The organism is Urbifossiella limnaea (assembly GCF_007747215.1).
GTDB lineage: Bacteria > Planctomycetota > Planctomycetia > Gemmatales > Gemmataceae > Urbifossiella > Urbifossiella limnaea.
This window is the reverse complement of the sequence record NZ_CP036273.1, coordinates 1,186,607-1,208,495: the sequence shown is the minus strand read 5'-3', so window position 1 is coordinate 1,208,495 and position 21,889 is coordinate 1,186,607. Positions and strand designations below refer to the sequence as shown.

The 21,889-nt window shown below is 73.7% G+C and carries 14 protein-coding genes; 9 read left to right on the top strand and 5 right to left on the bottom strand.

Annotation, left to right across the window (positions count from 1 at the left end; translation table 11 throughout):
• Positions 1-21: 21 nt before the first annotated feature.
• The 3 genes from ETAA1_RS04845 to ppk1 all read left to right on the top strand — a co-directional run bounded on the left by ETAA1_RS04845 (position 22) and on the right by ppk1 (position 8,198).
• Positions 22-1,791 carry a sigma-70 family RNA polymerase sigma factor gene (locus tag ETAA1_RS04845; protein WP_145234812.1) on the top strand — a complete coding sequence of 590 codons (1,770 nt, stop codon included), beginning with the start codon at positions 22-24 and terminating at the stop codon, positions 1,789-1,791.
• 23 nt (positions 1,792-1,814) lie between these two features.
• A complete protein-coding gene (locus ETAA1_RS04840) occupies positions 1,815-5,864 on the top strand; it encodes a DUF1559 family PulG-like putative transporter (RefSeq protein WP_145234810.1) in 4,050 nt (1,349 codons plus the stop codon).
• Between the two features lie 135 nt (positions 5,865-5,999).
• Positions 6,000-8,198, top strand: coding sequence for a polyphosphate kinase 1 (gene ppk1, locus ETAA1_RS04835; protein ID WP_145234808.1), 2,199 nt, complete (start codon positions 6,000-6,002; stop codon positions 8,196-8,198).
• A gap of 33 nt (positions 8,199-8,231) precedes the next feature.
• Here ppk1 and ETAA1_RS04830 read toward each other — a convergent pair whose 3' ends face one another.
• The gene (locus ETAA1_RS04830; RefSeq protein WP_145234806.1) at positions 8,232-10,268 is read right to left on the bottom strand and encodes a S9 family peptidase; all 2,037 of its coding nucleotides are present in this window, start codon (positions 10,266-10,268) and stop codon (positions 8,232-8,234) included.
• Between the two features lie 95 nt (positions 10,269-10,363).
• Here ETAA1_RS04830 and ETAA1_RS04825 point away from each other — a divergent pair, with 95 nt between their 5' ends.
• Positions 10,364-11,143, top strand: coding sequence for a phosphatidylinositol-specific phospholipase C/glycerophosphodiester phosphodiesterase family protein (locus ETAA1_RS04825; RefSeq protein WP_145234804.1), 780 nt, complete (start codon positions 10,364-10,366; stop codon positions 11,141-11,143).
• A 33-nt stretch (positions 11,144-11,176) separates the two neighbouring features.
• Here the strand turns inward: ETAA1_RS04825 and ETAA1_RS04820 are convergent, their stop codons facing one another.
• Together ETAA1_RS04820 and ETAA1_RS31490 are read right to left on the bottom strand one after the other, a co-directional pair.
• Complete coding sequence (locus ETAA1_RS04820) at positions 11,177-11,392, bottom strand: hypothetical protein (RefSeq protein WP_145234802.1); 216 nt, start codon at positions 11,390-11,392, stop codon at positions 11,177-11,179.
• A gap of 91 nt (positions 11,393-11,483) precedes the next feature.
• Positions 11,484-11,657: a hypothetical protein gene (locus ETAA1_RS31490; RefSeq protein WP_202920666.1), complete on the bottom strand. Its 174-nt coding sequence runs from the start codon at positions 11,655-11,657 to the stop codon at positions 11,484-11,486.
• A gap of 272 nt (positions 11,658-11,929) precedes the next feature.
• On the opposite strand from ETAA1_RS31490, the gene ETAA1_RS04815 reads away from it, so the two are divergent.
• From ETAA1_RS04815 to ETAA1_RS04795, 5 genes are all read left to right on the top strand, one after another.
• On the top strand, positions 11,930-12,448 hold the full coding sequence (locus ETAA1_RS04815; protein ID WP_145234800.1) for a hypothetical protein: 519 nt from the start codon (positions 11,930-11,932) through the stop codon (positions 12,446-12,448).
• A 211-nt stretch (positions 12,449-12,659) separates the two neighbouring features.
• Positions 12,660-13,343 (top strand): lipid-binding SYLF domain-containing protein, encoded by a 684-nt coding sequence (locus tag ETAA1_RS04810; RefSeq protein WP_145234799.1) that lies wholly within the window; start codon positions 12,660-12,662, stop codon positions 13,341-13,343.
• A 94-nt stretch (positions 13,344-13,437) separates the two neighbouring features.
• Positions 13,438-14,442 carry a hypothetical protein gene (locus tag ETAA1_RS04805; RefSeq protein ID WP_145234797.1) on the top strand — a complete coding sequence of 335 codons (1,005 nt, stop codon included), beginning with the start codon at positions 13,438-13,440 and terminating at the stop codon, positions 14,440-14,442.
• Between the two features lie 37 nt (positions 14,443-14,479).
• On the top strand, positions 14,480-17,869 hold the full coding sequence (locus tag ETAA1_RS04800) for a cation-translocating P-type ATPase family protein (protein ID WP_145234795.1): 3,390 nt from the start codon (positions 14,480-14,482) through the stop codon (positions 17,867-17,869).
• A 71-nt stretch (positions 17,870-17,940) separates the two neighbouring features.
• Complete coding sequence (locus ETAA1_RS04795; protein WP_145234793.1) at positions 17,941-18,246, top strand: hypothetical protein; 306 nt, start codon at positions 17,941-17,943, stop codon at positions 18,244-18,246.
• A gap of 6 nt (positions 18,247-18,252) precedes the next feature.
• On the opposite strand, the gene ETAA1_RS04790 is transcribed toward ETAA1_RS04795, so the two are convergent.
• Positions 18,253-19,491, bottom strand: coding sequence for a serine hydrolase domain-containing protein (locus ETAA1_RS04790; RefSeq protein ID WP_145234792.1), 1,239 nt, complete (start codon positions 19,489-19,491; stop codon positions 18,253-18,255).
• 55 nt (positions 19,492-19,546) lie between these two features.
• The gene (locus ETAA1_RS04785; protein WP_145234790.1) at positions 19,547-21,871 is read right to left on the bottom strand and encodes a YfhO family protein; all 2,325 of its coding nucleotides are present in this window, start codon (positions 21,869-21,871) and stop codon (positions 19,547-19,549) included.
• Positions 21,872-21,889: the final 18 nt, after the last annotated feature.

The window sequence follows — 21,889 nt, the reverse complement described above, 5'->3', positions numbered from 1 at the left end:
CGGGCACCACGGGGAGGGGCGATGGCCACCGACCGCACGACCGCGGCACAGCTCCTGTGGGGCCGGCTCGCCCCCGGCGCCGCCGACGGCCCCACCGACGGCGAACTCCTCGCCGCGTTCGCCGCCACGCACGGCGAAGCCGACTTCGCCCAGCTGCTGGCCCGGCACGGGCGGATGGTCCTCGGCGTGTGCCGGCGGCTGCTCGGCAACGCGGCCGACGCCGACGACGCCTTCCAGGCCGTGTTCCTGGTCCTGTCGCGCCGGGCGGCCGCGCTGCGCGGGGTGCGGTCCGTCGCCGGGTGGCTCCACGGCACCGCCGTGCGGGTGGCGCTGAAGGCCCGGACCCGCGAGGCCCGCCGGCGCGCCCGCGAGAGAAAGGCCGCCCTGATGCGACCCACCGACACCCCTGCCGCCGACGACTGGGACGACATCGCCGCCGTGCTCGACGGCGAACTCGACCGCCTCGGGGCGCGCTACCGCGACCCCGTCGTGCTGTGCTGCGTCGAGGGCCGCTCCCGCGAGGAGGCCGCCCGGCTGCTCGGCTGGCCGGAAGGCACGGTGAACGGCCGGCTGGCGCGGGCGAAGGCGCTACTACGCGACCGCCTGGCCCGCCGCGGCGTCGGCTGCTCCGTCGCGGGGCTGACCACGCTCCTGAGCGCCCGCGCCGCGGTCGCGGTGCCGGCCGAGTTGGCGCGCGTCACGCTCGCGGCCGTCGGCGGGACGGTGACGCCGGCGGTAGCAACGCTCGCAGTGGAACCGCGGCTCGGCTGGGGCTGGCCGCTCGCCGCGGTCGTCGGGCTGGCCGTGGTCGGCGGCGTGCTCGCGCTCGACCGGCAACCACCGCCGCCGGACGCGCCTCGCGCGCCGGCCGTGGTCGCGGAGCCGGTGCGGCTGGCGCACGGCTCCGCGGTGCTGGCCGTCGCGGCGTCCGCCGGGTCGTTAGCCACGGTCGGCCCGGGGGCGGAGGTGCGCGTCTGGAAGGCGGACGGGACCGCAGTGGCGAAGTGCGCCTTCCCCGGCGGCGGCTCGGCGGTCGTGTTCGCCCCCGGCGGCAAGCTGCTCGCCGCGGCCGGCTACGACGGCGACGTGCGCGTCTGGGACGCCGCAACCGGCGCCCTGCGGCACACGCTCGCCGGGCACGGCGGCGCGGCGCGGGCGGCCGCCTTCTCGCCGGACGGTACGCTCGTGGCGACCGGCGGCGAGGACGGCCGCGTCCGCCTCTGGGACGCGAAGACGGGCCGCGCCGTCCGCACCCTCGACGGGCACAGCCGGTCCGTGTGGGGGCTGTCGTTCGCGCCCGACGGCCGCGAGCTGGCGTCGGCCGGCGGCGACCAGTCGGTGCGCGTCTGGAACGTGACGACGGGTGCCGCCCGCGTGTTCGGCGGCCTGCGCGGCGGGGCGTACGCCGTCGAGTACCACGCGACTGGCCGCACGCTCGCCGTCGCCGCCGACAACACCGTACTGCTGCTCGACGCCGGCTCCGGCCGCGAGGTGGCCCGCGTCGCCACGGCGCGGACCGCGGTGTCGTGGTTCGCGCTCGCCCCCGACGGCCGCACCCTCGCTTACCGCGACGGGAAGGCCGTCCGCCTGTGGGACGTGGCGGCGGCGGCCGACCGCTTCTCGCTCGACCTGCCCGCGGAGCCGGCGGCGGTGGCCTTCACCGCCGACAGCCGCTCGCTGGTGGTCGCGTCCGGCGACGGCGCCGCGGTCTGGGAGCTGCGCCGCCACGCCCGCCCGCTCTCGCCCGCCGACTCGAACGACCACTGGGCGCGGCTCGACGCGCGGCCCTGACTCACCACCCCGGAGGGTTCCCGATGAGCGTGTACCTGCTCGCCCGCGGCTGCCGGGCCGCCCTGCCCGGGGTCGCGTTCGCGGCCGCGGTCGCGGTCGAGGCGGCGTTCGTGCTCGCCGTCGTCGCCCTGTTGCGGCCGGCGAGCGTCGTCGGCCAGCCCCCGCCGAAGGCCGACGGTGCCGCGTGGACGTTCGACGAGGCCCGCGACCGCCTCGCGCTGTCGCCGCGCGACACGTACCTCCAGTACGTCGTCCTCCAGCTCGGCCGCCGCGACGGCCGGTTGCAGGAGGCGCAGAACGCCGTCGACCCGCCGAACCGCCTCCGCGACCTCTTCGGCGACGGCGGCCGGCGGGCGCGGGCCGACCTGTTCTCCACCTTCACCGGCGCCCTCGCCGTCCAGGAGACCCTGCAACTCGACACCATGCGCGGCGAGCCCGACCCCAACCGGCCGCGCCGACCGGGCACCCCGGAGCCGAAGGAGCCGGCGAAGGGCAAGGTGGCCGTCAGCACGCTGGCCGGGCCGACGCAGCCGAGCCACCCGTGGGAGAAGTTGCTCGGCGGCAAGACGCCCGACGTGGGGCCGCTCGCCGGGCTCGTGCCGGAAGAGTACTACCTCGCCGAGTGCCGCTCCGCCGTCCGCCTGCACGAGGTGCTCGGCGCCGGGGAGCTGTGGTCCGGCCACATCCTCACGCAGGCGCTCGGCGGCGCCCGCTCGCAGCAGACGGCCGACCGCATCCGCAAGCAGCTCGGCCTCGGCGCCTTCACCCCCGAGGCCATCGACAAGCTCGGCGTCGACGCCATCGCCGTCACCGGCAGCGACCCGTTCCTGCTCGAAGGGAGCGACGTGACGGTCCTCGTCCACGGCCGGAATCTCGGCACCCTCGCGGGGCTGCTCGGCGGCGGCGAGGCGAAGGGCGAGCACGTCGGCGTGGCGTTCAGCCACCGCACCACGCCCGACGGCGCGGTGAACGTGTACTCCGCCAGCCCGCGGCCCGACCTGCACGTCCGCGGCAACTCGCTGCCGGCGTTCAGGCGCGTCCTCGAAACGATCGCCGGCAAGACCGCCGACGGCCGCCCCGCCCGCCGGCTCGGCGACACGGCCGAGTTCAAGTACGTCCGCACCCGCATGGCCCGCGGCGCCGACGAGGACGGCTTCGTCTACCTGTCCGACGCCTTCATCCGCCGGCTGACCGGCCCGCAGCTGAAGCTGACCGAGCGGCGGCGGGTGATGGCGTACAACCACCTCCGCATGATCGGCCACGCGGCGCTGTTGTTCCGCACCGAGCACGGCCGGGCGCCGCGGTCGCTGGAGGAACTCGCGGAGACGAACTGCGCCCCCGGCGTGTTCGGCCGCGGCGAACTCGCCCACCCGGACGGCGGCACGTACTCGCTGTCGCCCGACGGCATGTCCGGCGTCTGCTCGCGGTTCGGCCGGGTGGAGGCGATGACCCCGTGCGTCGAGCGGCTGGTGACCGAGGTGACCGCCGCCGAGGCCGACGAGTACCGCGGGTTCGTGGCCGACTACAGCCAGTACTGGCGGACGTTCTTCGACCCGATCGCGGTGCGGCTGACGCTGACGCCGAAGCAGTACCGGCTCGAAACGCTGGTGCTGCCGCTGATCGACAACTCGATTTACACCGAGCTGGCGCGCGGCGCCGGCCCGCCGGCGCCGATGGACCTGCTGCCGACGCCGCGCCGCGAGCTCGGCGGCGTGTGGGTCCACCTGCCGAAGCGGCAGATGCTCGACATCCTGGGGCCGGACCAGCCGGCGAAAAACCCGGCGCCCGGCGCCCCGGCCGCGCGGCCGGTGGGCATCCGCGGGGCGGCCGAGCGGACGCAGGCGACGAACGATTTCAAGCAGATCGGCCTCGCGTTCCACGTCTACCTCGACGCCTTCCAGAAGCTGCCGGACGACATCCGCGACAAGGACGGCAAGGCGCTGCTGAGCTGGCGGGTGGCCATCCTGCCGTACGTCGAGCAGGAGGCGCTGTACCGCCAGTTCAAGCTCGACGAGTCGTGGGACTCGCCGAACAACAAGCCGCTGCTCGACAAGATGCCGCGGGTGTTCGCCGGCCGGCCGCCGGTCGCCGCCGGGAAGACGCCCTACGTCCGCCCCGCCGGCAAGGGGACGGCGTTCCCGCCGGGCGGCCGGGCGCTGAAGCTCACCGACTTCACCGACGGCACGTCGAACACGGTGCTGGCGGTGGAGGCGACCGGCGCCGCCGTGGAGTGGAGCCGGCCGGCCGACCTGACGGTCGATTCCAAGCAGCCGCTCCGCGGGCTGACGCGGCCGGACGGCAACGGGTTCATCGCCCTCCTCGCCGACGGCAGCGTCCGCGTGGTGCCGCCGAAAGTCGATCCGGGCGAGCTGCTCCGCGCGTTCGACCCGGGCGACGGCCGGCCGGGCACCCTGGACGACACGCCGCAGCAGCCGCAGCCCGCCGGGCCGAAGCCGCCGTTCGAGGTCCACAACGACCTGCGGCAGATTGGCCTCGCCGTGCTGAACTACGAGAGTGCCAACGCGAAGTTCCCCACGACGAACGTCCGCGGCCCCGGCGGCAAGGCACTGCTGAGCTGGCGCGTGGCCATCCTGCCGTACATCGAGCAGGACGCGCTGTACCGGCAGTTCAAGCTCGACGAGCCGTGGGACTCGCCGGACAACAAGAAGCTCATCGACAAGATGCCGCGCCTGTACCACCCGAACGACCCGGCGCTCGTCGCCGCCGGCAAGACCACGTTCGTCGTGCCGGCGGGGAAGAACACGCTGTCGCCGCCGGGCCGCGCCAAGGTCACGCTCGCCGACATTACCGACGGCACCGCGAACACCGTGCTGGCGGTGGCCGCCGACCCGGCGCGGGCAGTGGTGTGGACGAAGCCCGACGACCTGCCGTTCGACCCGGCCGACCCGCTCAAGGGCGTGGTCGTGCCCGGCGCCGAGGCGATCGACGTGGTCATGGCCGACGGGTCGACGAAGCGGCTGTCGCCGCGGCTCGACCCGAAGACGTTCGCGGCGCTGGTCTCGCCGGCCGGCGACGAGGAGGTGACCCTCGGGCCGGGCGACGAGCTGGCACAGCCGCAGGGGCCGTGGCTGCCGGGCCTGCTGCGCGAGTTCCGCCTCGCGCCGCACGACTTGCAGGAACTGGAGGCGGCGGGCGTCGACCTGAACAAGCTCCGCCGCTTCCTCCGCGACGGCATCGGCGACCACGTCGGCTTCCACATGCACGACGCCCCGCGGCTGCTCGACACGGACCTGTCGGGCCTGTTCGGCGGTGGCCAGGGGGCGGGCCTCACGTCGCTCGGCCTCGGCGTGCGGTTCGTGTTCGGGGCGTCGTCGATCTCCGTCCCGGTGCGCGACGCGAAGGTGGTGGACGAGTACCTCGGCGAGCTCGACAAGTTGTTCCTGACCGCGCGGTCGCAGCTGACCGGCACCGGGCTGGAGTGGCGGCGCGACGTCGACTTCTACCGCGTGCCCTTCCCCGCCCCGCACACGATCCGCTGCGCCGTGGTGTCGTTCGCGGGGCTGAAGCTGCGCGTCTACTGGGGCCGCATCGGCGACGGGCTGTACGTCACGACGCGGCCGTTCATCCTGGAGGACATCGCGGCGGCGCACGCGGCGGGCAACCGGCCGCCGCGGACGGAGCCGGCGCACGCGGTGCTGCGCCTCCGGCCGGAGAACTGGAACGCGGTGCTGCCGGGCTACAACCTCGGCTGGGCCGAGGGAAGCCGGGCCGCGTGCCACGCCAACCTCGACATGCTCGCCAACGTGAACCGCGGGTGGAACGACCGTCGGCCCGCAGTCGGGGCGCCGCCGGCCGAGCTACTGGGCCGTGTCGGCCGCGTGTACGGCGAGCGGCCGTTCTGCCCGGACGGCGGCGCCTACGAGCTGGCGGCCGACGGCCGGGCGTGCCGGTGTTCGGTCCACGGCGGGCACGACGACCCGCGCCAGCCGACCGGCCCGACCGCGGCGAGCAGCACCGGCCGGCTGCTGAAGTCGTTCGGCGGGCTGACCGGCGTCATCCGCTTCGAGGAGGACGGGCTGCGGGTGATCGTCACCGTGGACCGGAAAGAGTGACGAGGACGGGGCAGAGGCGAGGGGGCGCGCGAACGGGGAGAGCCATTCCCGATCGCCCGGCCCGCCTCGCCGCCGCCGGCCGCCGGGCGTACATTATCCCGTTAGCCCGCCGACCGGCGCCGCGAAGGATTCCCGATGTCCGCGACCCCCGCCGCCCCCGCCAACCTCGACGACCCGTCGTTGTACCTCAACCGCGAGCTGAGCTGGCTCCAGTTCAACCGCCGCGTCCTCGAAGAAGCCCAGGACCCGACCGTCCCGCTGCTCGAGCGCTTGAAGTTCCTCGCCATCTTCAGCGCCAACCTGGACGAGTTCTTCATGGTCCGCGTCGGCGGGCTCCAGCAGAAGGTCGCGGCCGGCGTCCCGCAGGGAAGTGGCGCCGACCGTACGCCGCCGGTCGTGCAGGCCGAGAAGATCGCCGCCGCCGTCCGCGACATGACCGCCGCCCTGTACCGCGTCCTCAAGGACGAGGTGCTGCCGGCGCTGGAGGCGAAGGGCGTCGTCATCCGCTGGGCCGAGCCGCTCACCGGCGACGACCTGAAGCACGCCCGCGAACTGTTCCGCCGCGAAATCTTCCCGGTGCTCACGCCGCTGGCCACCGACCCCGCTCACCCGTTCCCGCACCTGCTGAACAAGTCGCTGAACCTCGCCGTCACCGTCCGCCGGCCGGGCGACGCCGACCCGCTGTACGCCGTGGTGCAGGTGCCGGCCGTGCTGCCGCGGTTCGTGCCGCTGCCCAGCGGCAACCCCGCCCGCAACGGCACCAGCGGCCCGCTCCACGTCCTCGCGCCGCTCGAAGCCGTCATCAAGGCCCAGCTGTCGGACCTGTTCCCCGGCATGGAACTCGGCGAGGCCGTGTGCTTCCGCGTCACCCGCGACAGCGAGTACGAGATCGACGACGAAGGCGTGGACGACCTGCTGCAGGCGATCGAGGCCCAGGTGAAGGCCCGCCGCCGCGGGCACGCGGTGCGGCTCGAAATCGAAGCCGGCGCCCCCCCCGACCTGGAACAGTTCCTCACCAGCGCGCTCGACCTCGACCCCGAGGACGTGTACCCGGTCCGCGGCCTGCTCGACCTCACCGGCCTGTTCCAGGTGTACGGCCTGCCGGGCTTCCCCGACCTGCGCGACCCGCCGTTCGTGCCGGCCCAGGTGGCCGCGTTCGCGCAGGCGCTCAGCCCGTGGGCGGCGGTGCGCGGCCGCGACATCCTCGTCCACCACCCGTACGAGTCGTTCGCGCACGTCGTGGACTTCATCGAGGCCGCGGCCGCAGACGACCGCGTCCTCGCCATCAAGCAGACGCTCTACCGCACCAGTTCCGACTCGCCGGTCGTGCGGGCGCTGCAGCGGGCCGCCGACCGCGGCAAGCAGGTCACCGCGGTCATCGAGCTGAAGGCCCGGCTGGACGAGGAGCGGAACATCCTGTGGGCGAAGGAGCTGGAGAAGAGCGGCGTGCACGTGGTGTTCGGGTTCGTCGGGCTGAAGACGCACTGCAAGGTGGCGCTGGTGGTGCGGCGCGAGGAGGACAACACCATCCGCCGCTACGTCCACCTGGCCACCGGCAACTACAACCCGACGACCGCCCGCATCTACACCGACCTGGGCTTCTTCACCGCCAACCCCGACTTCGCGGACGACGTGTCGGCCTTGTTCAACTACCTGACCGGGTACGCCGAGCTGCCGCAGTGGCGGAAGCTGATCGTGGCCCCGAGCCGGTTGCAGGCGTCGATGATCGAGAAGATCGAGCGCGAGGCGGCGAACGCCGCGGCCGGGAAGCCGGCGCGCATCCTCGCCAAGCTCAACGGCCTGCTCGAACCGGCGGTCGTGAAGGCGCTGTACAAGGCGAGCCAGGCCGGGGTGCCGATTCACCTCGTGTGCCGCGGCATCTGTGCGCTGCGGCCGGGCCTGCCGGGCGTGAGCGAGACGATCCGCGTCACGTCGGTGGTGGACCGGTTCCTGGAGCACAGCCGCATCTTCTACTTCGAGAACGACGGCAGCCCGGAGGTGTTCACCGGCAGCGCCGACTGGATGGACCGCAACCTGAGCCGCCGCGTGGAGGTGGTGTTCCCGATCGAGCAGCCGGACCTGAAGGCGCGGGTGATCGACGAGATTCTGAAGACGACGCTGGCGGACAACGTGAAGGCCCGCGAGCTGCTGCCGGACGGCACCTACCGGCGGGTGAAGCCGGCCGAGGGCGAGGCGCCGCTGCGGAGCCAGGTGCGCTACCTGGAGCTGGCGGAGCAGGCGGGACGCCCGGCGCTGGGGCCCGCGGACCCGGCTGCGCCGGCCCCAGCGCCGGCGCCGCGGCCCGCGAAGCGGCCGAAGGGACGAACACGATGAGCGCCGCGAAGAACAGCCCGGCGTGCGGACCGGTCACGGCGTCGGGCCGCGACCGATGAATCGCTCCAGCCAGCCGAACACCTCGCGGTGCCACACCAGCGCGTTCTGCGGCTTCAGCACCCAGTGGTTCTCGTCCGGGAAGTACACCAGCCGCGTCGGCACCCCCTTCTGGCGCAGCGTGTTGTAGTACTCGAACCCCTGCGTCACCGGCACCCGGTAGTCCTTCTCCCCGTGCAGCACCAGCGTCGGCGTCTTGAAGTTGGCCGCGAACCGCTGCGCGCTTTGGCGGTCGATCTTCTCCATGTCCAGCCACGGGAACGCCCCCAGCGCCCGCTGCCGGCCCGACACCACGTCCGACGCCATCTGGCTGTGGTAGCTGTACACCCCCGCGTGACACACGTGCGCCTTGAACCGGTCCGTGTGGCCGTTCAGCCACGCCATCATGTAGCCGCCGTAGCTCCCGCCCGCCGCCGCCATCCGGTTCTTGTCGATCCACGGCTTGGCCTCGAACCAGTCGGTCGCCCTCATCACGTCGGCCAGCGGCTTCGTGCCGTAGTCGCCGGTGATCGAGTCGGTGAACGCCTGCCCGAACCCGCTGGAGCCGTGGAAGTTCACCACCCCCACGACGTACCCCCGCGCCGCCCACACCTGCGGGTTCCAGCGGAAACTGAACTCGCTCATGATGCCGTTGTGCGGCCCGCCGTGGACCATCTGCACCAGCGGCCACTTCTTCGCCGGGTCGAAGTCCGGCGGGTAGAAGACCCACATCTGCACCGCCGCGTCGTCGGCCCCCTTGATCGCCACGCTCTCCACCTTCCCGAGCTTCCACGACTTCACCAGCTCGTCGTTGAAGTGCGACAGCTGCCGCGGCTCCTTCATGCCGGGGCCGTGCGCGAACACCGTCGGCGGCTCGTCGAAGCTGTTGCGGAGGTACACGCCCATCCGTACGTCGCGGGCGAAGTCGATCGACCGCTCCGACACCTTCGTGGCGTCGGCGAAGCGCTTGCCGTCGAGCCCCACGAACGCGATGCGGACGTAGCCGGCGTCCTCCACTTCCACCGCGATCCGCTTGCCGTCGGGCAGCCAGCGCGGGCTCGAACAGCTGCGGTCGAGGTCGGCGGTCAGCTCGCGCGCCTTCTCGCCGTCGTGGAGCATGAGCCGGCGGCGGTCGGCGTAGAAGAACTTCGTCGTCTGCCGCAAGAACGCGATCGACTTGCCGTCGGGGCTGTACACCGGGCTCGTGTCGGACGCCGCGTTGTCCGCCGTCAGGTTCCGCGGCTCGCCCTTGCGGCCGATCGGCAGCGCGAACAGGTCGGCGTTCGGGTCGAGGCCGGGGTCTTTGGACGCGTCGCCGACGAAGCAGAGTTCCTTGCCGTCGGGCGACACGTCGTAGTCGTCGGCGCCCGGCTCGTAGGGCGGCAGGTGGAGCTTGCACCCCGCCATGAGGTTGGTGTGCTTCCCGCCCGCCACGTCGATGCCGAACACGACCGGCCGCTTGCCGTCGGTCAGCCACCGGTCCCAGTAGCGGTACACGGTGGCGTCGATGACCACGGCCTTGGCCTTCTTCTCCTTCTCGGCCCTGTCGCGGGCGCGGTAGCCGGCGTCGTCCGGGGTGTCGGGCCACGTCCAGGCGACGGCGTAGAGCGTCTTCGAGTCGGCGCCCCACTTCAGGCCGGACGGTGACATCGGCATGTCACTCACGCGGCGGGCCTCGCCGCCGGCCGGGGCGATGACGTACACCTGGGCGCCGTCGTCGCCGGCGCGCTTGCTGGTGAAGGCGATGAGTGAGCCGTCCGGCGACCACTTCGGGCCGGCGTTCTTGCCGGGGGTGTGCGTCAGCTGCACCTGCTTGCTGCCGTCGGTGGCGAGGAGCCACAGTTGCGAACTGCCCTCGTCCTTCGGCACGTCCCAGGTGGTCACCTCGACGGCGGCCCACTTCCCGTCGGGCGACACGCTCGGTGCCCCGACGCGCTTCACGGCCCACAAGTCTTCGGGGGTCATCGGCCGCGGCTGGGCGGCGGCGGGGGAACACGCCAGAAGCAAGACGACCACGGGCATCACGCGGCGCATACGCACGCTCCGGAATCGAGACGGGTTACTACTCTCTGGCCGCGAATCGTACCATGTGTGGCGACCGGCCGCACCATCTACCCCGGAGCGCACCGATGCCCGCCAGTCTCGCCCTCGCGCTCGCGCTGGCCGCGCCGGTGCCGCGGGCGCACGCCCACAACGACTACGAGCACCCGCGGCCGCTGCACGACGCCCTCGCCCACGGCTTCCGCAGCGTCGAGGCCGACGTGTGGCTGACGCGCGAGGGACTGCTCGTGGCACACACGCCGTTCGGGCTGAAGGCCGGCCGCACGCTCCAGGCGCTCTACCTCGACCCACTCCGCGCCCGCGCCCGCGCCAACGGCGGATCGGTTCATCGCAACGGCCCGCCGTTCTACCTCCTCGTGGACGTGAAGACCGACGCGGCTTCGACCGGCGCCGCGCTGGCGAAGGTGCTCGCCGACTACGCCGACGTCCTCACCACGACGCGCGACGGAAAGACCGAGCGGAAGGCGGTGACGGTGGTGGTCAGCGGCAACGCCGACCGCGCGGCGCTGACGAAGGCCGCGGTGCGGCACGCGGCGATCGACGGCCGCCCGGCCGATCTGGACGGCGACGCGCCGGCCGAGTTGGTTCCCTGGGTGAGCGCGAGTTGGGGGTCGCAGTTCCGCTGGGACGGGGCGGGGCCGATGCCGACGGCCGAGCGCGACCGGCTGCGCGAGTTCGTCCGAAAGGCGCACGCGAAGGGCCGCATGGTGCGATTCTGGGCGGCACCCGAGACGCCGGCCGTGTGGCGCGAACTGGTCGCCGCCAACGCGGACCTGATCAACACCGATCGGCTCGCCGACCTGCGGGCGTTCCTCCGCACGGAGGACCGACCGCGGACGAGTCCGTGAGTGGCCGACACCCCGTTTCTGGCGCTCGCCGGCTCAGCGCACGTCGAACGGCACCGCCGGCAGCGCCATCATGACGTCCTTCCCGGCGACGACCGCCACCAGCGTGCAGAACCGGCCGACCTTTCCGTCCTTGAAGCCCACCTTCTCGTGCCAAAAGACGAGGCGGTAATTGCCGGCCGGGGCGTCGCCGTCCAGGTCGGCCGGGCGTCCGCCGCCGCGACCGCGAAGAGCAGCACGAGCAGAGACCATCCGCGGCGCATGCGTTACTCCCGTCAGGGTGCCGGCGGTCCAGCGACTTCCTGGGGTGGCGGCTGCGGAACCGATCCCATCGGCGTGATCGTCAAGAGTTCCACCCGCCGCGCCCGGCCGTCGGCGCCGGACACGACGCGGGTCGCGGCCGCGCCTCCAGTTCGACCCGGTCGCGCGGCGCCACCGCGTTCCGCGGCAGCCGTGGGCGGCCGCACCCCGCGAGCAGCACCACGACGGCCCACACGGTCACGCGCGCCCGGGTCATGTCGGCTCCTCGGTCGGACGTCGAAGCTACTCGCGACCCGGTCGCGGTCGGAAGGAGATTCCCCCGGCCGACCGCGCCAGCCGATCCAACCCGCACCGCCGGCCGCCGCCGCCCGGGCGCGCCCCGCGGCACGACCGCCCCCACGCCACCGCCGGGCGCACAATCCGTTGGCGGCGCGGCGCGAAACGGCGAGCGCCGCGGGCCGCGGCCGCCGAACGGGGAGGTGAGCCGCCACGGAAGCGGCATCGCCCCGACAAGGAAAGGTGAACGTCATGCGTCTTCGGATTTGGGGCCGGCTCGCCGCCGCGGTCGTCGGCGCCGCCGCGCTCGCCGGCTCGGCTTCGGCCCAGACCCCGGCCCCGGTCGTCGTCCCGCAGCAGGTCGTGGCTCAGCCGGCCCCGGGGCCGACCGCCCCGACCGTGGCCGCCCCCGGCTCCCTGCCGCCGGCCGCCGCGGCGAGCACGCCCGTGGCCCCGGCCCCGGGCACGACCGTCGTGACCGGCACCGGCGGCTGCACGAACTGCGGCCCCGGCGGCACCGCCCACCGCGGCTTCGTGATGAACGCGACCGGCGGCTACCTCGGCACCAAGTGCGGGTACGGCCAGCCGTGCAACAACGGCTGCGGCTCGCTGCGGTCGGACCTGGGCGTGGTGTTCGGCTCGTGCCGGTCGTTCTTCGCCCCGTGCGGCCCGAAGGCTCTCGGCCACGGCAACTGCAACCACCCGGTGATCGGCTCCGGCGCCACCGCCCCGTTCAACCCCTGTAACTACGACAGCTACCTGAACCACTAAAACCCGCGTGCGGGTAGGTCGCCACCGGCGACCTACCCGCACCGCACCAACTCCCGCCCACCCCGTCCACCCCGTCCAGCCCGTCCAGCCCGCCCAAGTCCACCTTGCCCCCGGCGGAAATACGCGAGTATCTTCGCCCCCGGTCCGGGGGTTGCTGCGTTTCGTGCCACATCCTGAGCAACGAACCGCAACCCCCAACGGAGACCCCGACATGACCCGCCTCCTCCTCGCCGCAGTCGTTCTGTCCGGGGCCGCGTGCGTCACCGCGCAGCCGCCGCGCGAGCGGCTCCGCGACCGCCTCGCGCCGCCGCCGACCGAGACGCTCACAGCCGCCACGACCGTGCTCGCAGAACTCTCCCGGATCCCGGACAAGAGCATCCCGCCGACGCTGCTCGCCGACGCGAAGGGCGTCGTCGTGATCCCGCGCGTCGTGAAGGCCGGGTTCATCGTCGCCGGCAGCGGCGGGCACGGCGTCGCGCTCGCCCGCACCGCCGACGGTTGGGCCGACCCGGTGTTCGTGAACTTCGGCGGCGGCTCGGTCGGCTTCCAGGCCGGCGTCGAGGCCACCGACGTGGTGCTCGTCTTCCGCGACCAGAAGAGCCTCGACCGCGTCCTGGAAGGAAAGGCCAAGCTGACGCTCGGCGCCGACGCCGGCGTGGCCGCGGGGCCGGTCGGCCGGCAGGCGATGGCGGCGACGGACCTGCCGCTGCGGGCCGAGGTGCTGTCGTACTCGCGCAGCCGCGGGCTGTTCGCCGGCGTCGCCCTCGACGGATCGGTCATCCGCCCCGACCCGGCCACGAACACCGAATACCGCGCCGACCGCCGGCCGGAGACGGCCACGAACGTGACGGCGCTCAAGACGGCGCTCAACGCCATGAGCCGGCCCGCGGAGTGAGCCGCGGCCGCGCAACGGGCAGAATCCGCTCAAGTCGCACGACCGTGCCTGACGAAAAATTCGTCAAGCCGTTCGACTCAGACGCGGGGTAGCCATGCGCGGATTCCGCTTCCTCCTGGGGGCCATGGTCCTGGCTGCCGGGGCCGGGTGTACCGCCCGGCAGCTCGCCCGCGACACCGACCAGTTCCGCGTCGCCGTGTGCGACCTGTACACGGAGCAGGCGATCGACAACCTGATCCGCGCCCGCACGTACCAGGTGTACGTCCATCTCGGCTACCGCGACATCCTCGCCCAAACGACCGACGACGTGGCCGGCACCCTCGGCGCGTCCACCGGGCTGAGCCGCGACACCGGCCCGGTCGAGGGGATCATGCGGACCGTCACCAGCGGGTTCGTCGCCGGCGGGAGTTCGGGCCGGCAGCGGCAGCTGAGCTTCCACGCCGACCCGGTCGTGGACCGGCCGGACGTGTACGAGCTGTACGCGGCATTCGCCCACGACCCCGGCCTGTTCGTCGAGTCCTACGACCCGCCGCGGTGCCCCGTGCACGTCCACCGGAAGCGCGACCACAAGCACTACTGGGTGCCGTGCGAGGCCGGGCCGGCGTTCCAGGCGCTGGTCATGCGCACGGCCTTCCAGCCCGCCCCGGCCGCGGCCCAGTCGCCGGCCTACGACGTGAAGGTCGAACAGGTGGTCGAGGTCCGGGTGGTCGGGCCGGACGACAAGAGCGGCCGGGCCGGGCTGGCGACCGTCGTCCTGAAGGTGAGCCCGCCCGTGCCGAACGGGGACGGCACGCTCCTGCTCGACATTCCCGGCGGCACCACGCTCCGGGCCGAGGTCCTTCCCCTGACCCCCGGCCTCCCGGGCGCCGGGGAACTGGGCAAGGCCGTCGGCGTGTCCACCGAGTACGTACTCGTGCAGTACCGGCCGGCGGTGGCGGGCATCGAGCCGGGCCGGCTCGCCGGTTTGGGCGGACGGGTCTTCTCCTTCCAGTGGCCGAAGGTGACCGCCCCCGGCGGGCCGACGGCGTCCGAGAAGTTGCAGAGCGACGTGGAGCGGATCCGCGCCGGGTCGGGCGCCCGCCCGGGTCTCCGCCGCTGACCCCGACCGTAGGCGACGACGTGCGAGTCCGAAGACGGTGACGTTCCACGCCCTCGGGAAGGTGTGGCCGTCGTTCGCGTTCCGCTTCGAGGCGGCTGGCGAGAGGATCACCAAGTTCCTTCAACCCGGGGGGCGGCGCGGCCGTACAACAGCCGCAATGCACCGCGAGATCTCCGGCGCCGACGAGCCGTTCCGGCCGCAGTCCCCCGTCGGGCTGTACGCCCTCACCGCGCTCGTCGGCGCGCTCCTCGCCGCCGACCTCGGGCCGCCGCTCGTCGGCTGGCTCGCCGGGTTCGGCATCGAGGTGCCGACCTGGAGCCGCGAGCCGTTCGGCTACCGCTACGCACTTCTCGCCGCGGTCGTGGGCGGCGCCCGCGTCCTGTACAACTCGCTCGAATCGCTCTTCGACGGCCGCATTGGCTCCGACCTGGCGCTGGCCGTGGCGTGCCTCGCGGCCATCCTGCTGCGCGAGGAACTCGTCGCCGCCGAGGTCGTGTTCATCGGCCTGGCCGGCGAGTGCCTCGAAGCCGTCACCTTCGCCCGCACCCAGCGCGCGCTCGGGTCGCTGGCCGAGCTGTTCCCGCGCCGCTGCTGGGTGCTCCGCGACGGCGAGGAAGTCCGCACCTTCACCGCCGACCTGCTCCCGGGCGACCGCGTCGTCGTCAAGCCCGGCGGCCGCGTCCCCGCCGACGGCGTCGTGACCGACGGCCGCGCCGCCGTCGACGCCTCCGCGCTGACCGGCGAGAGCCTGCCCGCGGACAAGGCGCCCGGCGACGCGGTGATGGCCGGTAGCATCGTGATGGGCGGGAGCCTGACCGTCGAGGCGAAGAAGCTGGCGAAAGAAACGGTGGCCGGGCAGGTGATCGATCTGACGGCCGCGGCTCTGAAGGACAAGGCGCCGCTAGAGCGGCACGCCGACCGACTGGCCCGCTACTTCCTGCCGGCGGTGCTGGTGCTGGCGCTGGTCACGTTCGTCGCCAACATCGGCTTCCAGCTCGCCGCGACGCCGGCCGAAGGCGTGCCTCGGCCGACTGTGTCCGCAGCCGCACGGGTGGCGGCGTATCCGGCGCTCGGGGTGCTGGTGGTGGCGTGCCCGTGCGCCCTCATCCTGGCAACGCCCGCGGCCGTGATCGCCGCGCTGGGTCGGCTCGCGGGTACGGGTGTGTTCATCAAGGGCGGCTCCGCGCTGGAGCGGCTCGCCGGCGTGACCGCGTTCGCGTTCGACAAGACCGGCACGCTCACGGAAGGGAAACTCGAACTCGGCGACGTGCTGCCCCTGAACGGTGCCACGGCCGACGACGTGCTGGCGCTCGCGGCCGCCGCCGAGGCACGAAGTGAGCACCCACTGGCGCGGGTGGTGCTGGCCGCAGCCGCCGCGCGCGGCCTGACGCCGCCGGCGGTCGAGAACTTTGAGGCGTTCCCCGGCGGCGGCGTGAGCGCGACGGCCGGCGGGGCGTCGATCCTGGTCGGCACGCGGCGGTTGCTGGCGGAGAAGGGCGTCGCCATACCCGAAGAAGCGGACGCGGCCCTGAGCCAACTCGACGAGTCGGGTCAGAGTTCGCTTCTCGTGTCGAAGGACGGCGCAATTGTCGGCGCGGTCGGGGCTCGGGACCGGGTGCGCCCCGAGGCGGCGGGGGTGATCGCCGAGCTGCGGGCGCTCGGCATCGCGCCGGTGGCGCTACTGACGGGCGACCGCTCCGCCGCGGCGCGGGCCGTGGCCGCGCAGGTGGCTGTGACGGACGTTCACGCCGAGCTGCTGCCGGGACAAAAGGCCGAACTCGTCGCCGCCGCTTCCCCCACCCTGACCTGCTTCGTCGGCGACGGAGTGAACGACGCCCCCGCGCTGGCCCGCGCCGCGGTTGGTATTGCCGTCGGCGGCACGGACGTAGCCGCCGAGGCCGGCGACATCGTGCTGATGGGCGAGCCGCTCCGGCCGCTGCCGCTGCTCGTGCGGCTGTCCCGCGAAACGGTCAAGATCATCCGCCAGAACATTCTGGGCTTCGGGTTCGGCGTCAACCTCGTGGGCATCGTCCTCACCGGCTGGCTGTGGCCGCTGCTGGCGACCGGCCCGGGGTGGTACGAGAAGGCGCCGCTGGTCGGCGTCCTGTACCACCAGCTCGGCTCGCTCCTGGTGCTGCTGAACTCGATGCGCCTGCTCGCGTTCGACCGCACCGCCGACAGTCCCGGCTTGTCGCGCCTCCGCACCGCGGCCCGCGGCTTCGACCGCTGGGTGAACACGGTTCACGTCGACGACCTGCTGCACGAAATCGGTCACCGGTGGAAGTGGGTCGGCGGCGCGGCCGCGGCGGCGCTGCTGGTCGGCTGGGGGCTGACGTGCTTCACGCAGATCGAACCCGGCGAGGTCGGCGTGGTGCAGCGCTTCGGCGCCGTCGCCGCCGACCTGCCGCCCGGGCTCCACGTCCGCTGGCCGTGGCCGGTCGAGACGGTGACGCGCGTCCGCACCGCCGAGGTGCGCACGGTGGCTGTCGGCTTCCGCGAGGTGCTCGCCGAAGTGCGGGCGGCCGCGCCGCAACCGGACCGCCTGCGTCGCCCCGGCGGCGAGCTGACGTGGGCCAGCAGCCACGGCGACGGCGCCCGCCCCGTCACCGACGAGGAGGTGATGATCACCGGCGACGGCGACCTGGTGGTGGCTCAAGGCACGGTGCGCTACCACGTCGCCGACGCGCGGCAGTTCCTGTTCGGCCCCGCCGACCCCGACGGGCTGGTGCGCTCCGCGGCCGAGGCGGTCGTGCGCGAGCTGGTGGCCGGCGGCCGGTTCGGCGAGTTGCTCACCGTCGGCCGGGCCGGCCTTGAAGCGGAGGTGACGGCGCGGCTGCGACGGCGCCTCGACGCGGCCGCTCCCACCGGTCACGGCATCGCGCTGGACGGCTTCACCCTGCACGACCTGCACCCGCCGCGCGAGGTCGTGGAGTCGTACCACTCGGTGGCGAAGGCGATCCAGGAGCGCGACCGCGTGCTCAACGACGCCGAGGCCGACGCCCTGCGGACGGTGCGGCGGGCGACGGAGGAGGCGGAGCGGACGGTGAGCCGGGCGCGGACGGAGGCGAACCGGCAGGTGAAGGACGCGGAGGCGCAGGCGACGGCGTTCGGCGCGTGGGTGCGGGCGCGCTCGGCGGTGTCGGCCGAGGAGGGGGCCGCCCTCGCGGCGGAGCGGGCCAAACGGGTGGCGGCCGGCGAGGCCGCGGCTGCGGTGGACGCCGACCTGGCGACGCGGCGGCTTCGACTGCTGGCCGACCGGCGGGCGGCGATCGACTCGCGGCTGGCGGCGCGGGCGGTAGCGGAGGCATTCCGCGGCCGCGACAAGGTGTGGGTGGACGCGGCCGACGTGGCGGGCCGGCGGCAGCTGTTCCTGCTGGACCCGGAGCTTCTGCGGCCGCTGGCGGCGCCGCGGGCGGGTGAGCCGTGAGGCCGTCGGAGCGCAAGCCCACTTGACTTGAGCGTTTCTCGTGCGGGGATTCCCCCCGCAGGAGACTCACCATGAAGCTCAGCATTCTCGCCGCGGCCGTCGCGGCTGTTGGCATCGGGGCCGGGTCCGCAGCGGCCCAGCCGGCCGTGCTGGTCCCGCACCGCAACCACTACCACGTCGTACCGGCGTACCCCAGCTACCCGGCCTACGGCTACCGCAGCTACTCGCCGGGCCTGTCGTTCAACCTGAACTTCGGCTCGCCGCGCGTCTACTCGCCGGGCTTCGGCTACGGCGGCTACCAGTCCGGCTACCGCTACGGCGGCTTCACCCCCGGCTGGGGCGGCGGCCACTACCACAACGGCCACTACCACCGCTGAGCCGCGCTACCGCCCGAGTGGTTCACCCGCCGGCCACGCCTCCACCTCGGCGACGGCGCGGTGAACCAGCGGGTCGATCAGCCCCGACAGCACGCGGCCGTTCGAGCTGCGGTCGGTGTTGAACAGCACCGCCCAGCAGAACCCGTCGGCGCGCCGCACGAGCAGCGTCGAGGTGCCGCTGATGAGCCCGGAGTGCCAGGCGTTGACACCGCCGTTGACCGGCCGCACGTCCCAGCCCAGGCCGTAGAACGCCGGCTTCGGCTTCCCCTCCGCGTCGTTGCCGGCGCGCCCCGCCGGCCGCTCCCACATCGCCCGCGCGGTCGCCGCCGACAGCAGCGGCGACCGCGCCGGGTCGTCGAACGCCGACGCGAACCGCACCAGGTCTACGGCCGACGCCACCCAGCCGCCGTGGGCCTCGTAGCCTTCGAGGTTGCCGGCGCCGTCGGGGAACGGCACGCGCTCGCCGGCCCGCGGCGGGTACAGGCACACGCCGGTGTTCCGCTTCGAGTCGTAGTAGCGGACCTCGTCCGCCGGCCGGTTCTCCGGCAGGGCGCGACCCAGCCGCGCCGTCGTCACGCCGACCGGGGCCAGCACGCGCTCCTTGACGTAGCGCTCGTAGGGGAGCCCGCTCGCGGCTTCGACGACGCGGCCGAGCAGCAGGTAGCCGACGTTCGAGTACGCGTACCGCTCGCCGGGGGCGGAGTCGAGGCGGAGACCGAGCGTGTAGCGGGTCACGTCGGTCGCCGACACCGGCGGCGTACCGCCGAGTGCCGCGGCGACGCGGGCGGGGATGCCGATGGGGTCGCCGGAGCGGTCGCGGTCCCAGCCGCCGGTGTGGTTCAGGCAGTGGCGGACGGTCACGTCCTTCAGCCGGGCGTCGGGCTCGGCGCCGGCCGCGAGGTGCGGGCGGAGCGTGACGTGCCGCAGCACCGGGTCGTCGAGTCGCACCTTGCCGGCGTCGACGAGTTGCAGCACGGCTACGGCTGTGAGCGGCTTCGAGACGCTGGCGATGCGGAACAGGCTGCGGGGGCCGACGGGCGTCTTGCGGTCGAGGTCGGCGAGGCCGAAGCCGCGCGAGTAGACGAGCCGGCCGCGACGGGCGACGGCGAGGGCACCGCCGGGCACGGCGTGGTCGGCGAGGAAGGCGGTCATCAGCCGGTCGAGCGGCGCAAGGTCCGGCTGTGCGCGAGCGGGGCCGGCGAGGGACGCGGCGGCGGCGGCGAGGAAGGCGCGGCGTGTGGGCATGGCGGAAGTGTATTCATCCGGCGAGCCGACCGCCGTCGGCCGCCGGGGGTCCGTGTCACACACTCGGCCCGGAAACCGAATCGGCACGCGTGACAACTCCCGACCGGCGGGAACGGTTGACGGTCAGCCGGAACAAACCCGCCACCCCGACCAGCGCCAGCGCGGCCACGCTCACCCACCAACCGATCCGGTACGACCGCGGCTCGAAGGTGAAGACGGCTTCCTTCGCCCCCGGGGGCAACTGCACGGCGCGGAAGGCGTGGTCGGCTCGCTCGACCGGCACTTCCGAGCCGTCCACGCGGCACACCCAGCCGGGGTACCACACGTCGGCCAGCACGAGGAAGCCGCCGCCGTCGCCGGCCAGTTTCACGCGCACGCGGTTGGGTCGGTACTCGGCGATTCGCGCGGCCGGCGTCGATGCGGCGGGCGGCGGCAGGTGTCGCTCGGTGGCGAGCAGCGCGACGCGGCCGAGGTCGGTGTTCACGAGCGCCTCGTACGCGCCGGCGGGTGGCATCGGCCGGGCCTCGGGCACGACCCACGCCCGCGGGAACGCCGACGGCCGTTCGTACAGAACGTGCGGCGACAACTGCGGGGGCGGGTCCGGCGGGAGCGGGGGGATCAGCGGCGGGGCCGGGTCGGCGGTCACCGCCGACCAACCCGGTCCGGGCTGGTGCGCCTCCGGGGCCGACAGGTAGCGGGTGTTCAGCAGGTCGAACAGCCGCGGGTGACCGACCTCGAAGTTCGGCAGCACCGGCTGAGCGACCGGACTCATGCCGACCACCGGCGACGGGTCGCCGACCACGAACCCGATGAACTCCCGGTAGTGCTTCACGTCCAGCGGGTTGTACCCGCGCGGCGTCTCGACCCCGCGGGCCAGCGGCAGCGGCGACCCGCCGCCGAACACCGCCAGCCGGTCGCCGGGACCGCTGCCGCTGTCCCAGTCCATCACCCGCCCTGCCCCGGGTTCGAGCCGCGTCGCGGCGTACTCCAGCGTCGGCGTCGGCGGGTAGATCGTGGCCTGCGGCAGGACGACCACGTTGGGCAGGAGCAGGAACGACTCGCCGATGAGCACCGCGAGCCAGCGGAACGTACGCTGCGACGGCGTGTCGGCGAACCACCCGAGGGCCGGCAGCAGCAGCCCCGCGGCGACGAGCCAGTAACTCCCGTCGCGCCCCCACGACCGCGGGCCGGGTCGGAGGCCGGGGAAGTCCCACAGCAGGGCCGGCAGCGCGACCACCACCACCACCAGCCACACCCGTCGGCGGACGACGCCCAAAACGGCCTCCGACCACTGCGCGCGGACCAGGGCGTCGGTCGCGGTGCCGGCGAGGACGGCGACCGGGAAGCCGGCGATCAAGAGCATTCGTGTCGGCACGCGGAACCGGTTGAAGCCGGGGAGCCAGTCCACCAGCGCCGCGCCGCCGAGGCCGAACACGGCGAGCCCGGCCAGCACCCACGCGCGGTAGCGCGTCCGCGGCCCGCCGAGGGTCGGGGCCACGAGCGCCGCGGCGAGCAGGTACAGGCCGACGAGCCCGCGGGCCTCCCACGACGCCGGCGGGTCGTAGGCCGCGCCCGGCCCGGCCAGCGCGGTGAGCGTCTGAAGGCCGACGCGCAGCGCCTCCGTCGACGTGAGCCCGGCCTGTCGCGCCGACAACCCCGCGGCTTCAATCGTCGGCAGCAGTTGCACCGCGGTCAGCCCCAGCGCCACGACCACAGCACCCACCCCGGTCAGGAGCCAGCGGCGCAGCGCGGCGCGGTCGAGCGGGAGGGTCCAGAAGGCGGCGAACACGCCGGCGTAGAACGTCCACTGCGGGTGCGTGCCGAGGATCATCAGCGCCAGCGCCGCGCCCGTCCCCAGCACCGGGCCGACGCCACCCGTGCGAGTGCCTCGTTCGAGGCCGACCAGCACCAACGGCAACCACGCCAGTCCGATCGTGATGGTGTGCCCGGCCAGAAGCAGGTGCGTGATCCACTTCCCGGCGAACATCCACCCCACCGCCGCGACCAGGCTCCCCGCTTCACCCAGGCCGTTACTGCGGGCGTAGAAGAACGTGAACCCGCCGGCCGCGAGGACGTGCAGCGCGACCACCCAACTCATGACGGCGCCGGCGGCCGACTCGGGGAACAGCAGCGTGACGGCGTACGGCGGGTAGAACGCGCCGACCTGGATGTCGTGGACGAACGGCGAGCCGCAGAAGTGGTACGGGTTCCACAGCGGCAACTCCCCCGTCGCGCGCCACTCGCGGACGAGGAACACCCGCGCGGGCAGGTGCTCGGCGAGGAGGTCGGAGTACGGGGCGAACAGCGTCTGCGTGGGGTGGAGGAGCAGCGGGTGGAAGTAGAGCGCCCACAGGAGCGCGAGCAGCAGGTAGGGCTTCACGGGTCGGCGCTTCTCAAC

Excerpts from the sequence above, each read along its gene's own strand:
- ETAA1_RS04790 (WP_145234792.1), bottom strand. The coding sequence starts at position 19,491 with ATGCCCACACGCCGCGCCTTCCTCGCCGCCGCCGCCGCGTCCCTCGCC.
- ETAA1_RS04810 (WP_145234799.1), top strand. The coding sequence starts at position 12,660 with ATGACCCGCCTCCTCCTCGCCGCAGTCGTTCTGTCCGGGGCCGCGTGC.
- ppk1 (WP_145234808.1), top strand. The coding sequence starts at position 6,000 with ATGTCCGCGACCCCCGCCGCCCCCGCCAACCTCGACGACCCGTCGTTG.
- ETAA1_RS31490 (WP_202920666.1), bottom strand. The coding sequence starts at position 11,657 with ATGACCCGGGCGCGCGTGACCGTGTGGGCCGTCGTGGTGCTGCTCGCG.
- ETAA1_RS04845 (WP_145234812.1), top strand. The coding sequence starts at position 22 with ATGGCCACCGACCGCACGACCGCGGCACAGCTCCTGTGGGGCCGGCTC.
- ETAA1_RS04840 (WP_145234810.1), top strand. The coding sequence starts at position 1,815 with ATGAGCGTGTACCTGCTCGCCCGCGGCTGCCGGGCCGCCCTGCCCGGG.
- ETAA1_RS04805 (WP_145234797.1), top strand. The coding sequence starts at position 13,438 with ATGCGCGGATTCCGCTTCCTCCTGGGGGCCATGGTCCTGGCTGCCGGG.
- ETAA1_RS04795 (WP_145234793.1), top strand. The coding sequence starts at position 17,941 with ATGAAGCTCAGCATTCTCGCCGCGGCCGTCGCGGCTGTTGGCATCGGG.
- ETAA1_RS04830 (WP_145234806.1), bottom strand. The coding sequence starts at position 10,268 with ATGCGCCGCGTGATGCCCGTGGTCGTCTTGCTTCTGGCGTGTTCCCCC.
- ETAA1_RS04820 (WP_145234802.1), bottom strand. The coding sequence starts at position 11,392 with ATGGTCTCTGCTCGTGCTGCTCTTCGCGGTCGCGGCGGCGGACGCCCG.
- ETAA1_RS04815 (WP_145234800.1), top strand. The coding sequence starts at position 11,930 with ATGCGTCTTCGGATTTGGGGCCGGCTCGCCGCCGCGGTCGTCGGCGCC.
- ETAA1_RS04825 (WP_145234804.1), top strand. The coding sequence starts at position 10,364 with ATGCCCGCCAGTCTCGCCCTCGCGCTCGCGCTGGCCGCGCCGGTGCCG.